Source organism: Amycolatopsis sp. DG1A-15b (assembly GCF_030285645.1).
GTDB lineage: Bacteria > Actinomycetota > Actinomycetes > Mycobacteriales > Pseudonocardiaceae > Amycolatopsis.
The window spans coordinates 3246897-3264064 of record NZ_CP127296.1; the positions used below are offsets into that span (position 1 = coordinate 3246897).

General features: G+C 71.5%; 17 protein-coding genes. 7 read left to right on the top strand and 10 right to left on the bottom strand.

Annotated elements, in window-relative coordinates:
* Positions 1–88: 88 nt before the first annotated feature.
* Positions 89–1015, bottom strand: a complete 927-nt coding sequence (locus tag QRY02_RS14915) for a LysR family transcriptional regulator (RefSeq protein WP_285992116.1) — start codon at positions 1013–1015, stop codon at positions 89–91.
* A 119-nt stretch (positions 1016–1134) separates the two neighbouring features.
* Here QRY02_RS14915 and QRY02_RS14920 point away from each other — a divergent pair, with 119 nt between their 5' ends.
* Positions 1135–2328, top strand: coding sequence for a Glu/Leu/Phe/Val dehydrogenase dimerization domain-containing protein (locus QRY02_RS14920; protein ID WP_285992117.1), 1194 nt, complete (start codon positions 1135–1137; stop codon positions 2326–2328).
* Here QRY02_RS14920 and pip read toward each other — a convergent pair.
* From pip to QRY02_RS14945, 5 genes are all read right to left on the bottom strand, one after another.
* Positions 2318–3265 (bottom strand): prolyl aminopeptidase, encoded by a 948-nt coding sequence (pip, locus tag QRY02_RS14925; protein WP_285992118.1) that lies wholly within the window; start codon positions 3263–3265, stop codon positions 2318–2320. The genes QRY02_RS14920 and pip overlap by 11 nt on opposite strands.
* Positions 3266–3345: 80 nt before the next feature.
* Positions 3346–4095: an ESX secretion-associated protein EspG gene (locus QRY02_RS14930; RefSeq protein WP_285992119.1), complete on the bottom strand. Its 750-nt coding sequence runs from the start codon at positions 4093–4095 to the stop codon at positions 3346–3348.
* A gap of 4 nt (positions 4096–4099) precedes the next feature.
* A complete protein-coding gene (locus QRY02_RS14935) occupies positions 4100–5479 on the bottom strand; it encodes a hypothetical protein (RefSeq protein WP_285992120.1) in 1380 nt (459 codons plus the stop codon).
* Between the two features lie 4 nt (positions 5480–5483).
* Positions 5484–6113 carry a DUF3558 domain-containing protein gene (locus QRY02_RS14940; protein WP_502874205.1) on the bottom strand — a complete coding sequence of 210 codons (630 nt, stop codon included), beginning with the start codon at positions 6111–6113 and terminating at the stop codon, positions 5484–5486.
* On the bottom strand, positions 6110–6511 hold the full coding sequence (locus tag QRY02_RS14945) for a hypothetical protein (RefSeq protein ID WP_285992122.1): 402 nt from the start codon (positions 6509–6511) through the stop codon (positions 6110–6112). Before QRY02_RS14945 ends, QRY02_RS14940 begins: the two co-directional genes overlap by 4 nt.
* Before the next feature lie 183 nt (positions 6512–6694).
* On the opposite strand from QRY02_RS14945, the gene QRY02_RS14950 reads away from it, so the two are divergent.
* The 5 genes from QRY02_RS14950 to QRY02_RS14970 all read left to right on the top strand — a co-directional run bounded on the left by QRY02_RS14950 (position 6695) and on the right by QRY02_RS14970 (position 12788).
* Positions 6695–7276 carry a TetR/AcrR family transcriptional regulator gene (locus QRY02_RS14950; RefSeq protein WP_086848108.1) on the top strand — a complete coding sequence of 194 codons (582 nt, stop codon included), beginning with the start codon at positions 6695–6697 and terminating at the stop codon, positions 7274–7276.
* 199 nt (positions 7277–7475) lie between these two features.
* A complete protein-coding gene (locus tag QRY02_RS14955) occupies positions 7476–8813 on the top strand; it encodes a hemolysin family protein (protein ID WP_285992123.1) in 1338 nt (445 codons plus the stop codon).
* A complete protein-coding gene (locus QRY02_RS14960) occupies positions 8810–9853 on the top strand; it encodes a hemolysin family protein (RefSeq protein ID WP_285992124.1) in 1044 nt (347 codons plus the stop codon). Before QRY02_RS14955 ends, QRY02_RS14960 begins: the two co-directional genes overlap by 4 nt.
* The gene (locus QRY02_RS14965) at positions 9850–10731 is read left to right on the top strand and encodes a 3-methyladenine DNA glycosylase (protein ID WP_285992125.1); all 882 of its coding nucleotides are present in this window, start codon (positions 9850–9852) and stop codon (positions 10729–10731) included. The genes QRY02_RS14960 and QRY02_RS14965 overlap by 4 nt, the downstream gene beginning before the upstream one ends.
* A 116-nt stretch (positions 10732–10847) precedes the next feature.
* Complete coding sequence (locus QRY02_RS14970; protein WP_285992126.1) at positions 10848–12788, top strand: hypothetical protein; 1941 nt, start codon at positions 10848–10850, stop codon at positions 12786–12788.
* Positions 12789–12804: 16 nt separating this feature from the next.
* Here the strand turns inward: QRY02_RS14970 and QRY02_RS14975 are convergent, their stop codons facing one another.
* The 3 genes from QRY02_RS14975 to QRY02_RS14985 all read right to left on the bottom strand — a co-directional run bounded on the left by QRY02_RS14975 (position 12805) and on the right by QRY02_RS14985 (position 15403).
* Positions 12805–13719: an IS982 family transposase gene (locus QRY02_RS14975; protein ID WP_285992127.1), complete on the bottom strand. Its 915-nt coding sequence runs from the start codon at positions 13717–13719 to the stop codon at positions 12805–12807.
* A gap of 69 nt (positions 13720–13788) precedes the next feature.
* Entirely contained in the window at positions 13789–14568 is a 780-nt protein-coding gene (locus QRY02_RS14980) for an aldo/keto reductase (protein WP_285992128.1), read from the bottom strand.
* A 40-nt stretch (positions 14569–14608) separates the two neighbouring features.
* On the bottom strand, positions 14609–15403 hold the full coding sequence (locus QRY02_RS14985; RefSeq protein WP_285993842.1) for a helix-turn-helix domain-containing protein: 795 nt from the start codon (positions 15401–15403) through the stop codon (positions 14609–14611).
* A 170-nt stretch (positions 15404–15573) separates the two neighbouring features.
* Here QRY02_RS14985 and QRY02_RS14990 point away from each other — a divergent pair, with 170 nt between their 5' ends.
* Positions 15574–15933, top strand: coding sequence for a nuclear transport factor 2 family protein (locus tag QRY02_RS14990; protein ID WP_285992129.1), 360 nt, complete (start codon positions 15574–15576; stop codon positions 15931–15933).
* Between the two features lie 40 nt (positions 15934–15973).
* Here the strand turns inward: QRY02_RS14990 and QRY02_RS14995 are convergent, their stop codons facing one another.
* Positions 15974–17128 carry an NAD-dependent epimerase/dehydratase family protein gene (locus QRY02_RS14995; RefSeq protein ID WP_285992130.1) on the bottom strand — a complete coding sequence of 385 codons (1155 nt, stop codon included), beginning with the start codon at positions 17126–17128 and terminating at the stop codon, positions 15974–15976.
* Positions 17129–17168 lie beyond the last annotated feature (40 nt).

Here is a 17168-nt window from a genome sequence, read left to right on the forward strand (position 1 = left end):
GCCTTCGGACGCTACACGCGGGGTACGACAAATTCAGGACGGATCTTGCGCCTCGGGAGGCGTTCACCACTCCGTAAGAAGTCCCTGATCAGGGCAAAGCGGGTTCGGTACCCAGCCCGAGCTCGGCCGCGGACGCCCGCACGGCGTCGATCACGAGGTGCAGTGCGGGGCGCCGGGACGCGGTGCGCCGGTAGGCGATCGACACCGTCCGCAGCAGCGGCGTGGTCAGCGTGACGACGTCGATGCCCGGCGGCCGCAGCTGCCGCAGACCGAGGTCGGAGACCAGGGTGATGCCCAGCCCGGCGCCCACCATCGCCATCGCCGTCGACTGCTCTTCGACCTCGTGGTTGATCTTCGGGCTGAAGCCGTGGCGCTGGCAGGCCGTGCGCATCGCCCGGCCGAAGTGCGACTTGGCACCGGCCAGGATCCACGGGTGCTCGGCGAGGTCGTCCAGGGCCGCCGACCCGGACGGCACGGCACCTCGGGGCACCGCCGCGTGCAGCCGTTCGACGGCCACGACGGCCCGCTCCAGCCCGGCGTCCCACGAGGTCGGCGCGTCGGAGTACTCGATCACGAACGACAGGTCGAGAGTGCCGTCGCGGACCGCCTCGGCGGTGTCCTCCGGCGCCAGTTCGCGGGTGCGGACCTCGATGCCGGGGTGCTCGCCGGCGAGCGCGGTCAGGGCCGTCGGCAGCAGCCCCGAGGCCACCGACGCCCACACCCCGGCGGTCAGCCGGACCGTTCGCGACTCCTGGGCCTCTTCCAAGGCGAGCGTCGCGCGCTCCACCGAGCCGAGGATCTCTTCGGCGTGCTCGGTGAGCAAGGTGCCCAGCTCGGTCAGCTGGACACGCCGGCCGAGCCGCTCGAACAGCTTCGCGCCCACGTCCCGCTCGAGCTGCGCGAGCTGCTGCGACACCGCCGAAGCGGTGTAGTGCAGCGCGGCGGCCGCCGCGGTCACGGTGCCCCGGCGGTGCAGCTCGCGCAGCATCCGCAAGCGGTGCAGCGAAAGCTCCATACACAAAACTTAAACGAGATCGTGCAGCAGCGTTAAATGGACGGGCGGGCCACCCGGGGCGCACGCTCGTGGTGGCGGTCACGAGGCCGCCCCGGACTTCCCTGGAGGTGAGTGGCCCGATGACCCCCGTCCAGCCGCTGATGCGGCTCACGTGGACCGATCCCGTGACCGGTGCGCCCGGCTACCTGGTCGTGCACAGCCTGGTCTCCGGCGTCGCCACCGGCGGCACCCGGATGCGGGCCGGCTGCACGATGACCGAGGTCGAGGACCTCGCCCGGGGCATGGCCAACAAGACCGCCACCTTCAACCTGCCCGTCGGCGGGGCCAAGGGCGGCATCGACTTCGACCCCAAGGACCCGCGCGCGTTCGACGTGCTGAAGCGGTTCTGCGCGTTCCTGCGGCCGTGGCTGGACGCGCACTGGGTGACCGCCGAAGACCTGGGCGTGCCGCAGCACCTGATCGACTCGGTGTTCGCCGAGCTGGGGCTGGAGCAGTCGTACCACGCGGCGATCCGCCGTTCGGCCGACCCGGCCCGGACCCTGCGCCGGGTGCAGGCGGGCCTCAACGCGCCGGTCCCCGGCGGGTTGCTGCTCGGCGACGTCGTCGGCGGCTACGGCGTGGCGCAGGCGTGCCTGGGCGTCGCGGCGGCGTGGGACTGGAACGCGCGCGAAACGACGGTGGCCATCCAGGGCATCGGCACCATGGGCGGCGGCGCGGCCTGGTACCTGCACGAAGCCGGGGTGAAGGTGGTCGCCGTGGCCGACGCGGCGGGCACGTTGCACGACCCCACCGGCCTCGACGTCCCGGCGCTGCTCGACCTGCGCGACCGCTTCGGCGAGGTCGACCGGTCCCGGCTGCCCGCCGGGGTCCGGTCGCTGCCGCGGGAGACGATCGTCGGGATCGACGCGGACATCTTCGTGCCGGCCGCGATCTCCTACGCGCTGCGGGCGGACAACGAGAGCGTCGTGAAGGCCAAGGTGGTCGTCGAAGCGGCCAACGCCGCGACGACGCCGGAAGCGGAGGCCGCGCTGTCGGCCCGCGGGGTCGCGGTGGTGCCGGACTTCGTCGCCAACGCGGGCGCGGCGGCGTGGGCGTGGTGGCTGCTGCTGGGCGAGGTCGGCGCGGACCCGGCCGACTCGTTCCTGCGGCTGCGCACGGAAATGCAGGCGAAGATCGCCCTGCTGCTGGCGGAGTGGAAGATGGACCGACTCCCCCTGCGCGTCACCGGGCTGCGGCTGGCCGAGACCAACCGGGCCCGGCGCGCCGAAGCCGCGCTCACTCCCGAAGGGGAGCCGGCGCTGCTCATCCCCTGAGCGCGAAGCGGTCGGTCGCGCCGATCAGGACCTCCTGCATCGACGCGGCCGACACCGTGTGCCCGACGTCGTCCAGCATCACCAGTTCGCTGCCCGGCCAGGCGTGGTGCAGCAGCCAGGGCGTGCCGACGAGGTTGTTCGTGTCGAGCACGCCCTGCGCCAGCACCGCCGGGATGCCCGCGAGCTTGCCCGCCTGGCGCAGGATCTCGCCGTCCTCGAGGAATGCGCGGTTGCTGAAGTAGTGGGTGACGAGCCGGGCGAAGCAGAGCCGGTACGCCGGGTCCTCGAAGACGTCGTGCGGCGGCACGCCCGGCAGCATCGCGTCCTCCCAGGCGCACCAGTCCTTCGCGGCCCGGTGGTGGACGGCGGGGTCCGGGTCCATCAGCAGCCGGTGGTAGGCCGCCGAAAGGTCGCCGTCGCGCTCGCCTTCCGGCACGCCTTCGCGGAACTTCGCGAAGCCGTCCGGGAAGTACGCGCCCAGGCCGCGGATGAGCATCTCGATCTCGATGAAGCGATCGGTCGCCAGGCCCATCAGGACGACTTCGCTGATCCGCTCGGTGTGGCGCAGCGCGTAGGCCAGGCTGAGCACCGAACCCCAGGAACCGCCGAACAGCAGCCACTTTTCGATCCCGAGGTGGCCGCGGAGACGCTCGAAGTCGGCCACCAGGTGGTCGGTGGTGTTGGCCGACAGGTCGGCGACCGGGGCGCCGGCGTGCGGGGTGCTGCGCCCGCAGCCGCGCTGGTCGACCAGGACGATCCGGTAGCGCTCGGGGTCGAAGAACCGGCGGACGTTCTCCGAGCAGCCGGATCCGGGGCCGCCGTGCACGACGAGCGCGGGCTTCCCGGCCGGGTTTCCGCAGGTCTCCCAGTAGATCTCGTGCCCGTCGCCGACGTCGAGCATGCCGTGCTCGTAGGGCTCGATCTCGGGGTACAGCATCAGCGCGTCCTTCCACCGGGAGATACAACAGCGCTGTCACGTTAGCGCCGCACGCGGCGTCCGCGCACGGTCTTTTTCGCTCAGCCCAGCGTGCCGGCCAGCTCGGCGAGCGTGTCGGCCAGCTCCTGCGGGCCCGCCGGGCCGATGTGGATGACGGCGTCGTCGCCCGAGCCGGCGGTGTAGCTGAGGTAGCGCCCCCAGTCGGTGTCGGCGTAGTGCAGCGGCTGCTGCAGGCAGGTGTGGCGGCCGACGTCGTCGCGACGGCCGACGTAGAGCTCCCCGCTGCCCGAGACCGGCCGCTGCACGAGGCTGACGACGTCGGCGACGGCCGGGTCGAGCGGGTAGGCGGCCTGCCCGCGGCGGGCCGCCTCGGTCAGGTCGGCGACCCGGACGGTGCGCAGCCGCCCACCACCGGCCCCGACCGGCGGCAGCTGCTCGACGAGGGACTCGGCAAGCCGGTTCCGGTCGATTTCCTGCACGCCGACGTGCGTCCCGTCGGAGACGGCCAGGACGGCCTGCAGCCCCTTGGCGGCGGCGAGCACGCCGTAGGTCCGACCGCCGGTGCCGACCCAGCCGTAGCACTCCCGCGCCGGGCTGACCAGCAACGGGAGCCAGTCGAGGAAGTCGACGGTGGCCCGCCCGCGGGCATCGACCAGCCCGGCCTCGGCGAGCGCGGCGTCGACCCGCTTGCCGGCTTCCTCGCGCTCTTCGTCCGAGAGCCACAGCGGCTCCGGGCGCAGGGTGAGGTGGAGCTGGCCGACCTGCTCGCGTTCGGCCAGCGCCGCCAGTGCCTCGACCGGAACGTCGACCCGGCCTGTTGCCACGTCCACCCGCCTACTCGCCGATGACCGGCGGACTGGTCCGCTGGTCGGTGCCGAAGATCGCATCCGGATCCGCTTCGATCAGGTAGTCCGGCCGCTGGTGCTCGTCGTCTTCCTCGCCTTCGCCCCGACGCCCGCCGGGGCCCATCGGCCCCATCTGCCCGCCGCGCCCGCCGGCCGACCTGGCCGCGGCAGCTTCCGCGGCGGCGGCGTTGCCGAGGCTGCCCATGCCGGACCCGCGGCCGCCGCCGAGCCCGCGCTCACCCGCGCCGCCGGACCCGCTGCCGCTGCCGGTTCCGCTGCCGCTGCCGCTTCCGGTGCCGGTTCCGCCCCGGCCCGTCGGGTCGAGGAGCCGGCCGCCGGCGTTGCCGCTGTTCGGGCCGCGCCCGCCGGTGCTGGAGTTCGGGTCGTTGGGGTTCAGGTAGTTCTGGCCGTAGTTCTGACCGTAGTTCTGGCCACCGCCGGTGTTGGTGGGATAGAAGTCGATCCCCCCGGTGTTCGGCGGCGTCTTGCCGGGCTGGTCGGTCGTCTGCCCCGGCCGCGTCGGCACAGTGGGGCGGCCGGAGCCCGTCGTGTGGGTGTCGTCGCCACCGGTACCGCCGGTGCCGCCTGTTCCTCCCGTGCCGCCGGTCCCGCCGGTACCTCCCGTGCCGCCGGTCCCCCCGGTGCCGCCCGTACCGCCGGTTCCGCCCGTTCCCCCGGTCCCGCCGGGCTTGTCGCCACCGCCGGTGTGGCCGGGATCGAAGCCGGTGGTCGAGGTGTGGTCGTCGCTGCCGGTCCCCGGCGGCGGCTGCTCACCCCAGCCGGTCTTGTCCGTGCGGTCGATCCGCCCGGGCGTGCTCGGCGTGTTGACCGCGATCGCGGCACCATCGGCCTCGAGCACCCCGTAGTCGGTGGGCAGCACGGCCCTGGTCCCGCTGGTGACACTGCTGTACTGGTCCATGACGCGGACATTGGTCTCGTTCGCCGCGTTGTACTTGGCCATCCCCGCCTGGTACGAGTCGATGTCGTCCTTGGCCATGAACGGCCCGGCGATCGGGATGGCGGCCTTCAGGCCGGTGGTCCAAGGATTCGGCTTGTCGGGCTTCGGCGGCACTTCGACGACGGAGTTGCTGGAAGAGTCGAAGACGGTGGCCTGGGTGTCGACCGAAGCTTTGGTCACGTCGAGCGGCGCGGCAGTCTCGGCGAAGGCCTGTTCGAGGGGCCCGGCTCCGGCGTTCGCCGCATCGGCGGCGTCACCCGTCCAAGCCTGCTTCATCCGCTCCTGCAGGGACTTGATGCCCTGAGCACGGTCCAGGTAGGCCGACGACAGCTGCGAAACCTCATCCGCGGCGTTGCGCAAGCCGGTGGTGTCGCCCTGTCTGAAGTTCTCGTAGATCTGCTTGCCGTCCACTCGCTCATGCCCCCTTGAGTGTGGTGATGACCGCGGACGCCACCTGCTGGGCCGCGGCGCAGGAATCCTCCGCGCCTTCATACCCGCCGGCGTACACGTTGATAGCGAGGTCGTCGGCGACGCCGATGTCCAAGACGCAGTTACCGATCGGGCGGCGGTCTCGCTTGTCCACGTAGACCGCCGGGTAGCCGTCCACGGCGGGGGCAGGCTCGAGGAACGGGAACTGGCCGCTTTCGTGCGCTCCGTAAAGCCCGGCCAGACCACCCGCGCCCCGGTCACGGTTTCCGGTGCCGATGATGACCTGCATGCTCACGCCTTCGCCGGAGATCTTCCAGCCACATCCCGGCCCGGCCGCGCCGAACTGGTCGTCCTGCAGCTGGGTGTGCCCCGGTTCGGTGAACCGCAGAGACGACAGCACCGAACCCGGCACGATGTCGCAGGGCTTCGAGACGTACTTCGAAGGGTCGAGCGGGGTGGCCACCTTGGGCACGTCGGCGTTGGCCGACGCACTGGCAGGCGCCGACCCGCTCGGTGCCGGTGTCGCCGTCCCGGTTGTTTCGGGGGAACACCCCGCGAGCAGCAGCGCGGCGGCCACGCCGCCAGCCAGGATGCGGGCAGGAAGGCGCACGGTCACACCGTCCGGAAGGGGTCGGCCATGCCCTGGTCCGTCGCGACCGTCTTCGTCTGCGCTTCCTTCAGCTTTTTGATGTACCCCTGCACGTACTTGCGCATGGAGTCGTTCTGGGTCTGGAGCGCCGCGAGGGAGTCCATGCTCGTCGACACGTAGCCGCCGCTGACCGAATCCTTCCCGGGTGCTTCGAGCAGCCGCATGATGTTCTGGATCCGCTCGCCGTCGTCGACGATCTTGTCCAGTTCGGCTTCCCACTGGCCGATCACCGAGGCGAGTTCCTCCGGGGCCATCTCGAACCGGCCGCCCCCGCCGCCACCGCCACCGTAGACACGGCCGCGCTCACCCAGGATGTCGCCACCCCAGACCGCCTGAACCGCCGCTCCGGCCTCACCGATGATCACGCCGCACCTTCCCCTCAGCTCACCCACCGTGATGGGCAAACCTTAGCCAACCGTCTCACTTCGTGTCAGCGAATCGCCGCAACGTTCAGACGGTGGGGGTCACCGCGCGGTTCCCGCGCACTCCGGGTCACAGTACGGACGTACGGATTGCGAGATGCCGGTCCGCGGTGCCAGGATTTCAGGATGCCACGCGTAAGCCAGGATCACCTCGACGCACGCCGGCGCCAGATCCTCGACGGCTCGCGCGTCTGCTTCGCGCGCTACGGCTATGAAGGTGCCACAGTCCGGCGCCTCGAGGAAGCCACCGGTCTCTCGCGGGGGGCCATCTTCCACCACTTCCGCGACAAGGAGTCGCTCTTCCTCGCCCTCGCCGAGGACGATGCCCTGCGGATGGCCGACGTCGTCGCCGAACAGGGCCTTGTCCAGGTCATGCGGGATCTGCTGGCCGGCGGTGACCACCCCGCCGACTGGCTCGGGACGCGCCTGGAAGTGTCCCGGCGGCTGCGCACCGATCCCGAATTCCGGGCCCGCTGGGCCGAACGGTCCGAACAGCTCACCACCGCCACCCGGCTGCGCCTGCTGCGGCAGCGGGAGGCCGGGAACCTGCGCGACGACGTCGACGTCGACGTCCTCACCGCGTTCCTCGAACTCGTCCTCGAAGGACTCGTCTCGCACCTGGCCATGGGATTGCCCGCCGCCGGGCTGGGGCCGGTGCTCGACCTCGTCGAAGAAACCGTGCGGCGGCACCGCCCGAGCCGCGGATGAGCGCTCCGACACACCCCGCACGCCAGCGGGCGGCACCGGGGACACGTTAAGCTTGTCCGCATATCCGCAGTACACGCCGATTTCCCGCTAGGAGTGACCGTTTCGTGCGCGCAGCGCAGTCACCCGGTGACAGTACCGGGCCGGGTGACCGACCCGGCTGTCCCATAGGTTCATCCCCCGCCACCCGGGCGGGTGCGGAATGATCCAGATCCTCTTCGCCGTCTTCGGCGTCCTCCTCTTCGTGCTGCTGACGATCGGCACCGGGCTCGCGGTCGCGGCCGAGTTCTCGCTGACCGCGCTCGAACGCAGCACCGTCGAGGCCAACGTCCGCCAGGTCGGCGACCGCCGGGCGCTGACCGTCCAGAAGGCGCACCGGACGCTGTCCTTCCAGCTCTCCGGCGCCCAGGTCGCGATCACCCTGACCACGCTGATCACCGGGTACCTGGCCGAGCCGCTGATCGGCGAGCTCGTCCGGCCGCTGCTGACCGGCCTCGGGCTCCCGGCCGGGTTCGCCGGGGGCGCGTCGATCGTGCTCGCCCTGGTCCTGGCCACGTCGCTGTCGATGATCCTCGGCGAGATGGTGCCGAAGAACCTCGCGATCGCCCGGCCGCTGCCGACCGCGCGCGCCGTCGCCGGCTACCACTCGCGGTTCTCCTCGCTGTTCCGCTGGCTCATCACGCTGATGAACAACAGCGCGAACTTCCTGGTGCGCAAGTTCGGCGTCGAGCCGCAGGAAGAGCTGCGGTCGGCGCGTTCGCCGCAGGAACTCGGGTCGATCGTGCGGTCCAGCGCCGAAAGCGGGACGCTCGACACGTCCACCGCCGAGCTGCTGGACCGCTCGCTGCGGTTCGGCGAGCGCACCGCGGAAGAACTGATGACCCCGCGCGTGCAGCTCGAATCCCTCTCCGTCGACGACACCGTGGAAGACCTCATCGAGATCTCCCGCCGCACCGGGTTCTCGCGGTTCCCGGTGCACGCCGAGGACCTCGACGACGTCCGCGGCGCCGTGCACGTCAAGCAGGCTTTCGCCGTGCCCGCCGCCGACCGGGCCGCCGTGCCGATCGGGTCGGTCATGCGGCCGGTGCCGACCGTTCCCGAGTCGCTGCCGGGTGACGACCTGCTGCTGCGCCTGCGCGACTCCCGCTTCCAGCTCGCCATCGTCGTCGACGAGTACGGCGGCACGGCCGGGCTGGTGACCCTGGAGGACGTCGTCGAGGAGATCATCGGCGACGTCCGCGACGAACACGACGAGCGCGAGGCGCCCGCGTCCCAGCAGGTCGGCGCCGACAGCTGGCTGGTGTCCGGGCAGCTGCGCGCCGACGAGGTCACCGGCGTCACCGGGTTCCGGATGCCGGACGGCGACTACGAGACCATCGCCGGGCTGATCCTCGAGCGGCTGGGCAAGATCCCCGCCGAGGGGGACGCCACCGAGGTCGACGGCTGGCTGCTCACCGTGACCACGATGGACAAGCGCCGGATCGCCGAGGTCGAAGTCGCCCCGGTCCGCGCGGCCCCGGAACCGGAGGTGGCCTCGTGACCGACTGGCTGAACATCGCCCTGGTCGTGGTCCTGCTGCTGCTCAACGCCTTCTTCGTCGGCGCGGAGTTCACGCTGATCTCCTCGCGGCGCGACAGGCTCGAAGCGCTCCTGGAGCAGGGCAAAACGCGCGCGCAGATCGTCATCAACGCGAGCAAGCACGTGTCGCTGATGCTCGCCGGCGCCCAGCTCGGCATCACCATCTGCTCGCTGCTGCTCGGCCGCCTCGGCGAGCCCGCCATCGCGCACCGGCTGTCGGCGGCCTTCGACCTGCTGGGCCTGCCCGAGGCGCTGCTGCACCCCATTTCGTTCGCCATCGCGCTCGCGTTCATCACCGTGGCGCACGTGCTGATCGGCGAGATGGTGCCGAAGAACCTCGCCATCGCCGAGCCCGAGCGGCTCGCGCTGTGGCTGGTGCCGGTGCACGTCGCCTGGGTGAAGCTGGCCAACCCGTTCATCTGGCTGCTGAACTTCGTGGCCAACTCGCTGCTGCGCGCGTTCCGCGTCGAGCCGAAGGACGAGCTGGAGACGGCCTACACGTCCGACGAGCTGGCCGAGCTGCTCAGCGAGTCGCGCCGCGAGGGCCTGCTCGACCAGTCCGAGCACCAGCGGCTCGCCCAGACGCTCTCGTCGGTGCAGAAGACGGTCGCCGACGTGCTGGTGCCCACCGCCGAGCTGACCACGCTCCCCTGCGGGCCGACCGTCGGCGAGGTCGAGAAGGCCGTGTCGTCCACCGGGTTCTCGCGGTTCCCGGTGTGCACCGACGACGGGCGCCTGACCGGCTACATCCACGTCAAGGACATCCTCGAGCTGGCCGGGCAGGACCCGAGCACGACCGTGCCCGACTCGAAGACGCGCGCGCTCACCGAACTGCGTGCCGACGCGCGGCTCGACGTCGCGCTTTCGGCGATGCGCAAGGAACGCAGCCACCTCGCGCGGGCGCTGGACGCGAGCGGGAACGCCGTGGGCGTCGTCGCGCTGGAAGACCTCGTCGAGGAGTACGTGGGCACGGTGCGCGACGGCACCCACGTGGGCGCGTGACCGGCGTCGAGGTGCTCGCCGAGCCGGACTGGCTGGCCCGGGAGGCGGAGCACGTCTCGCGGATGCGGCGCTGGACCGGCCCGCACCAGCAGCGGCGGGCGCGCGGCGAGAAGCACCCGGTGCTGGATTTCCTGTTCACCTACTACTCGTACCGGCCGTCGCACCTCGAGCGGTGGCAGCCCGGGCCCGGCGTCGCGCTCGCCGGGCCCGCGGCGCGGCGCTTCCTGGACCGCAAGGGCTACGTCGAAACGCCCGACGGCGTGGTGCTGGATCCCGCCGGGTTCGGCGAGGGCAAGGTGCGGACGGCCGAGTTCGTCCTGGCCCTGCTGACCGCGACGGCGTCGCGCGCGCCCCGGCTGAGCTGCTTCGGGCTGCACGAGTGGGCGATGGTGTACCGCGAGCCTGCCGATTCGATCCGGCACGACCAGGTGCCGCTCCGGCTGGGTTCGGCGGGCACCGACGCGGTCGTGGAGGCCCTGGACATCCGCTGCGGGCACTTCGACGCGTTCCGCTTCTTCACGGCGCCCGCGCGGCCGCTCAACGAGCTGACGCCGTCGAGGGAGACGCAGATCGCACTCGAGCAGCCGGGGTGCCTGCACGCGAACATGGATCTGTTCAAATGGGCGTACAAGCTCGACCCGTTCGTGCCCGCGGAGCTCGTGGCGGACTGTTTCGAGCTGGCGGTCGAGATCCGGACGCTGGACATGCGGGCGAGCCCGTACGACCTGGTCGAGCTGGGCTACCCGCCGGTGCGGATCGAGACGGCGGCGGGCCGGGCCGAATACGCCAGGGCCCAGGGCGAGTTCGCCCGCCGGGCGGCGCCGCTGCGTCATCGCCTGATTGCGCACTGCCATCGCCTGGTCAGCGCAGCACCCTGAGCACGACCCACTGTGAGTCAGATTATTCTCTCACCGATACTCACCTGTTAGGGTGATAACGGTTTGATTGCATAGCAGCGCGTGCTTGGCATGCGCTCACCCCGAAAGGATGACGGATGGGGCGACACTACCGGGACGAGGAGCCGGTGCCGCACCCTCAGGACCGCACGCCCAGCGTGCCCCCCGAGGGGCGCAGCGAGGCGTCCGGCGCTTTCCGCACCCCGGGACGCAGCTCCATCTCCGACGCCTTCGGCATCGCGGGCCGCGGTTCCGCCGCCCGGACCCCGGGCGAGTCATCCGGTTCGGTTTTCTTCACGGAAGGGGCGGAGGCGCCCGGCTTCCCGCCCGAGAGCGGCGTTGCGCACCCCGCCGCCCGGCGAGGCGAGGCGTCGGGTTCGCACCCGGTCGCGGGCGCTCGCCGCGGCGAAGCTTCCGGCTCGTACCCGGTGGCGGGCCGGGGCGAATCCACCGTGACCCGCGCCCCGCGCCGCGGGGAAGCCTCGGGCTCGTACCCGGTCGCCGGTGGTGATTCGGCGGTGACCCAGGCGCCTCGCCGCGGCGAGGCCTCCGGTGCCCACCCGGTCACGAGCAGCGAAATCACCACGACCCTCGCGCGCCGCGGGGAAGCTTCCGGCGCTTACCCGGTCGCCCACGGCGAAACCACCGCGGCTCGCGCCGGCCGCCGAGGGGAAGCCTCGGGCGCCTACCCGGTTGCCCACGCCGAAACCGCCACCGGCCGCCGCGGCGACACCTCCGGCACTCACCCCGCCCCCAGCGAAACCTCCCCCGGCCGCGGTGGCATCTCCGGCGCTCACCCCGCCGCCAGCGAAACCGCCACCGGCCGCCGCGGCGACACCTCCGGTACCCACCCCGCCGCCGACAGCGAAACCACCGCCGCTTACGCCACCGCCGGGAGCACCGGCACCCCCGCCCGCTCGCGCCGCAAGGGCGGCGGCCGCTCGGCCCCGGACCGCACCGAAGCCCCCGGCTCCGGCCGATCCACCCGGGCTTCCCGCCGGGCCGGAGCCTCCGGTGCCCACCCGATCGCCGCCCCCGCCGGAGCGCCCGGCGCCAGCCTCGCCGCGCCCGGCGCCAACCCAGCCGCCCCGGCCGCCGCGCCCGGCGCCTTCCCCGCCGGGTCCCCCGCTCCCCGCTCGCGCCGCAAGGGCGGCAAAGCCGCCGACCGCCACCCCGAGTCGGCCGCCGAACGGACCGAGGTCATCGCCCGGCCGGACGACGACCTCGCCGCCCGCGGCGAAGCGCCCGGGACCTCCCGCACCCTCGACCGGGGCGACGACACCGGCGCCCGGGCCCCCGAGCGCGGCGAAAGCACCGAGCGCAGCGACAACACCGGCCCCGATCGCGCCGGCCGCAGCGACAGCACCGGCCCCCACCGGGCGGGCCGCGGCGAGGGCACCGGTTCGCACCGGATCGTCGGCAAGAGCGACGCCACCGGGTCGCACCGCATCGTCGGGAAGAAGGCTCCGCGCCGCCGGATCGCCGGCTGGCCGATCGCCTGTTTCGTGCTCGCCGTCCTCATCGGGCTCGGCATCGTCGGCTGGAACTGGGCCGACAACGAGCTCAACAGCCGCGCCGAGGCGCAGGCCGCCAGCTGCGACGGCGGTACCTCGCACATGCGGATCGTCGTGACCCCGAGCGTGCAGAAGCCCGTCACCGCCGCGGCCGAGCGGTGGAACCAGGCCGCCACCGTCGTCCACGGGCAGTGCGTGCACGTCATGATCGAAGCCAAGGCGTCGGCGCAGGTGCTCGACGCGCTGGTCGGCCGGGCGAAGATGGACTCCATCGGCGGGCTCCCGGCCGCGTGGCTGCCCGAATCGTCGTACTGGGTCAGCGAGCTCACCACCAAGAAGCCGGAGATGATCGGCTCGCCCGCCCAGTCGGTGGCGAACGCGCGCTCGGCGGACTACCCGTTCATCGGGCTCGCCGGCCCGGGCATCGACGACACCGCGCTGCGCGCCGCCCAGACCTTCCGCGAGTACCTGGAGCAGCCCGCCCAGCAGGCCGACTTCGCCGCGGCGGGCATCAAGTCCACCTAGATGGTTGCTTCCGAGGTCAGTGGTCGTAGGGGGTCAGTGATCGTTTGATGGGCTGGCCGGTCTTGTCGTTGTGCCAGATCGCGGCGGTCAGGGCGAGGATGCGCTGGAGGACGCGGACGATGACGCCGGCTGGTGTGCGTCCGCCGCGACGTTCCAGATCGAGCTGGGCTTTGAAGGTCTGGTTGATCGACTCGATGGTCTGGCGCAGCGGTTTGAACAGGCGTGCGCCAGGCCGTGGGGCCTCGCCTTTGCGGGCCTGGCGCAGTAACACCAGCCCAGCGGTGCGCAGGGCGTGCTCGAAGTCGCGGCCGTAGTAGTGCCTGTCCGCGATCACAGTCTGGCCGGGACGCTCGCTCACCAGTGCCGGATCGGCTTCGAGCATGCCCAGCAGGGTCTGCCGTTCGTCGGCTTTGGCGCCGGTCAGCGCGTAGGCGATCGGTAATCCGCCCAGTGTGCAGACCAGGTGCAGACGCAGGCCCCAGAAGAACCGGGAGTGGCTGGAGCAGTAGCCGAACTGTGCCCATCCGGCCAGGTCCGAGCGTTTCGAGGTCTCCCGGGACCGTCCGCACTCGACCGGGGTGGAGTCGACCAGCCACACGTCATCGGTCCATAACGACGTGTCGGAGGCAAGGATCCGGATGACCGATCGGATCAGTGCCGCGGCCCGCCGTAGCCGCTTGTTGTAGCCGGGTTGCAGTGGCAGATAGCGGAACAGGTGGCCCAGATGTGCTCGTGCGTGTCGCAGCCAGCGGGCTTCGGAGGTGAACCCGAGCAGCGCCTGCATCACCGCCAGGGTGACCAGTTCGGCGTCGGTGAGCCGGGGCTGGATCCCAATCTTCGGCCGCCATGGCGCGAGTTCAGGTGCCGCTTCCAGCAGATCGTCGGTTCTGACATAGAGTGCGGTCGCGAGGGTGTCCACGTCATTCGTCACACAATGATCATGGACACCTTCGCCCATGCCCGGATCTGGGCCTACCCCTTGGAATCAACCATCTAGCCGCTAGACGCGCGTGCCGTTGTCGAGCTCGGCCACCACGGCGAGGTCGTCGTCGGCCAGCTCGAAGTCGAAGATCCCGAAGTTCTCGCGGATCCGGGTGGTGGTGGCCGACGCCGCCACCGCGACCGTGCCGTTCTGCAGGTGCCACCGGAGCACGATCTGGGCCGGGGTCTTGCCGTACTTGGCGGCCAGCGCGGTGACCGTCTCGTCCGACAGCAGCGCGGCGTTCGCGGCCGGGCTGGCGGCGGCCGTGACGATGCCGCGCTCGCCGTGGAACTCGCGCAGGGCGAGCTGCTGCAGCCACGGGTGCAGCTCGACCTGGTTCACCACCGGTACCGAGCCGGTCGCGTCGATGAGCCGGCTCAGCTCGGACACCCCGAACCCGGCGACGCCGACCGCGCGGACCCGCCCGTCGGCGCGCAGCCGGCTCAGCGCGCGCCAGGTGTCGGTGAACGCGCCCTGCGTGCCGTCCAGCAGGCACAGGTCGGCCCGCTCGAGCCGGAGCGCCTCCAGCGCCTGGTCGGCGGCCCGGCGGGCGGTGTCATAGCCCTGGGCGGGCACGTGGACGCTGACGAAGAGGTCCTCGCGGGGCACCTCGGCCGCGGCGAGCACCGCACCCACCGCCGTCTCGGTGCCCGGGGCCGTGTCGATGCCGCGGTAACCGGTGTCGAGGGCGATGCGGACGGCCCGGCCGGTTTCGGCCGGGGACAGGCCGGCGACACCGAACAGCAGCTGGGGGATGCGGACTCCGACGGACAGGGCGAGCGAAGGCGGGACGGCCATCAACCGGTGATCCTCACTTCGGATGCTGCGCGGACCCCCATCATCCCACCCGGGCGGCCCGCTCGCGCAGATACGCCGCCGTCGCCGGGTCGGCCGGGAAGAACGACTCGATCACCAGTTCCGCCACGGTGACGTCCAGCGGGGTGCCGAACGTCGCGACCGTGCTGAAGAACGTGAGGTCGGTGCCGTCGTGGCGGAATTCGAGCGGCACGAAGATGTCACCCGGGCCGGGGACCTCCACCTCGGGCACGGGCTGGTCGCAGGGGTACCCGCGCAGCTCGTCCAAGAGCTCGGCGAGGCCCGCGTCCGCGGTCTGGGTCACCTGCCGCCGCAGCCGGCCGAGCAGGTGGGCGCGCCACTCCCCCAGGTTGCGGATGTGCGGGGCCATGCCGTCGGGGTGCAGCGTCGCGCGCAGGACGTTGGTGGTCAGCCCGGCCGGGATCCCGGCGACGAAGAGGCCGGTGGCGGCGTTGGCGTCGACGAGGTCCCAGTTCCGGTCGACGACGGCCGCCGGGTACGGCTCGTGGCCGGACAGGAGCTGCCGCACGGCCCGGCGGACGGCGTCCATCCCGGGGTCCCCCAGCGCGCTCTCGGTGTACGCGGGGGCGTAGCCGGCGGCGAGCAGCAGCCGATTGCGCTCCCGCAGCGGGACGTCGAGGTGCTCCCCGAGCCGCAGCACCATGTCCCGGCTCGGCTTGGAGCGCCCGGTTTCCACGAAGCTGAGGTGGCGGGTGGAGATGTCCGCCGAGATCGCCAGGTCGAGCTGGCTGATCCGGCGCCGGTCCCGCCATTCCCGCAGCAGCTCCCCGACGGGCCGCTGCCGCGTCTGCACCATAGTCGTCACGCGAGCGACGCTACGGCGATCACGGAGCCGCTGCCATTACCCCCGGGGTAATGGCACCGCATTACCTCTCGCGTAATCGACGGGCCACCGCTCGTCCGCCAAAGTCGGTCTCAGCGCAGGACGACGGCGAATCCGTTGTCCCCCAAGGAAAGGAACCACCCATGACCGACGTCCGCACCATCGTCGAGCAGTACATCGCCGTCTGGAACGAGACCGACGCGGGCAAGCGGCGCGCCCTCGTGGCCGACGTCTTCACCGCCGAAGCCGGCTACACCGACCCGCTCGGCGCCGTCACCGGCCACGACGGGATCGACCAGTTCGTCGCCGGGGCGCAGCAGCAGTTCGGCGGGCTCACCTTCAGCCTGCCGGCCGACCCCGACGCCCACCACGACCTCGCGCGCTTCCAGTGGCACCTCGGCACCCCCGGCGCCGAGCCGGTCGCCATCGGCTTCGACGTCGTCGAACTCGAAGACGGGAAGATCGCCAAGGTGCACGGGTTCCTGGACAAGCTGCCCGGCTGAAAACCGTGGGGGGCTCCCCGGCGGGAGCCCCCCACGACCGCTAGGCCTTCAGCGCGCCCCGCCAGCGGACGGTCGGGCGGAGCTTCTCCGGGTTCACCCGGTGCTTGTTGGCGCCCACGATGTCGAACATCGACTCGATGAGCGTGTCCGAAAGCAGGTGCGGCTGAAGCCCGAGCCCGACCAGCCCGGTGTGCTTCACGTTGTAGTAGTGCTCCGGCGCCTCGGTGCGCGGGTTCTCCAGCTGCTCGATCTGCACCGGGCCGGGGAACCGGTCGGCGACCAGCTCGGCGATGTCCGCCACGGACATGCTTTCGGTCATCTGGTTGAACACGCGGAACTCCCCCGGCGCGGCCGGGTGCTCGACGGCCAGCCGGATGCACTCGACGGTGTCGCGGATGTCGATCAGGCCGCGGGTCTGCGCGCCCTTGCCGTACACCGTCAGCGGCTGGCCCAGCACGGCCTGGATGACGAACCGGTTGAGCACCGTGCCGAACACCGCGTCGTAGTCGAAGCGGGTCGCCAGCTTCGGGTCCAGCGCCGTCTGCGGTGTCTGCTGGCCGTACACGATGCCCTGGTTGAGGTCCGTGGCGCGCAGGCCCCACGCGCGGCAGGTGAATTCGATGTTGTGGGAATCGTGGACCTTGGTCAGGTGGTAGAAGGAACCCGGCCGTTTCGGGAACAGCACGCGGTCGGAGCGGCCGTTGTGCTCGAGCTCCAGCCAGCCTTCTTCGATGTCGATGTTCGGCGTGCCGTATTCGCCCATCGTGCCCAGTTTGACCAGGTGGATCGCCGGGTCGATCTCGGCGATCGCGTAGAGCAGGTTCAGCGTCCCGACGACATTGTTGTGCTGGGTGTAGACCGCGTGTTCGCGGTCGATCATGGAATACGGTGCCGACCGTTGCTCGGCGTAGTGGACGACGGCGTCCGGCGCGAAGTCACGCACCGCTCCGAACAGGAACTCCGCGTCGAGGAGGTCACCTTCGTAGCTGGTGATCGCCCGGCCCGAGACCTCGCGCCAGGTGGCGATGCGGTCGGCGAGGGATTCGATCGGAACCAGGCTTTCGACACCGAGTTCGGCGTCGTAGCCGCGCCGCGCGAAATTGTCGAGAACGGCCACCTCGTGACCTTTGTCCGATAAGTGCAACGCGGTCGGCCAGCCCAGATATCCGTCACCGCCGAGAACCAGCACACGCATTGTGCCGCCCTTCCTGCTCGTTTACGCCACACGAACGCTA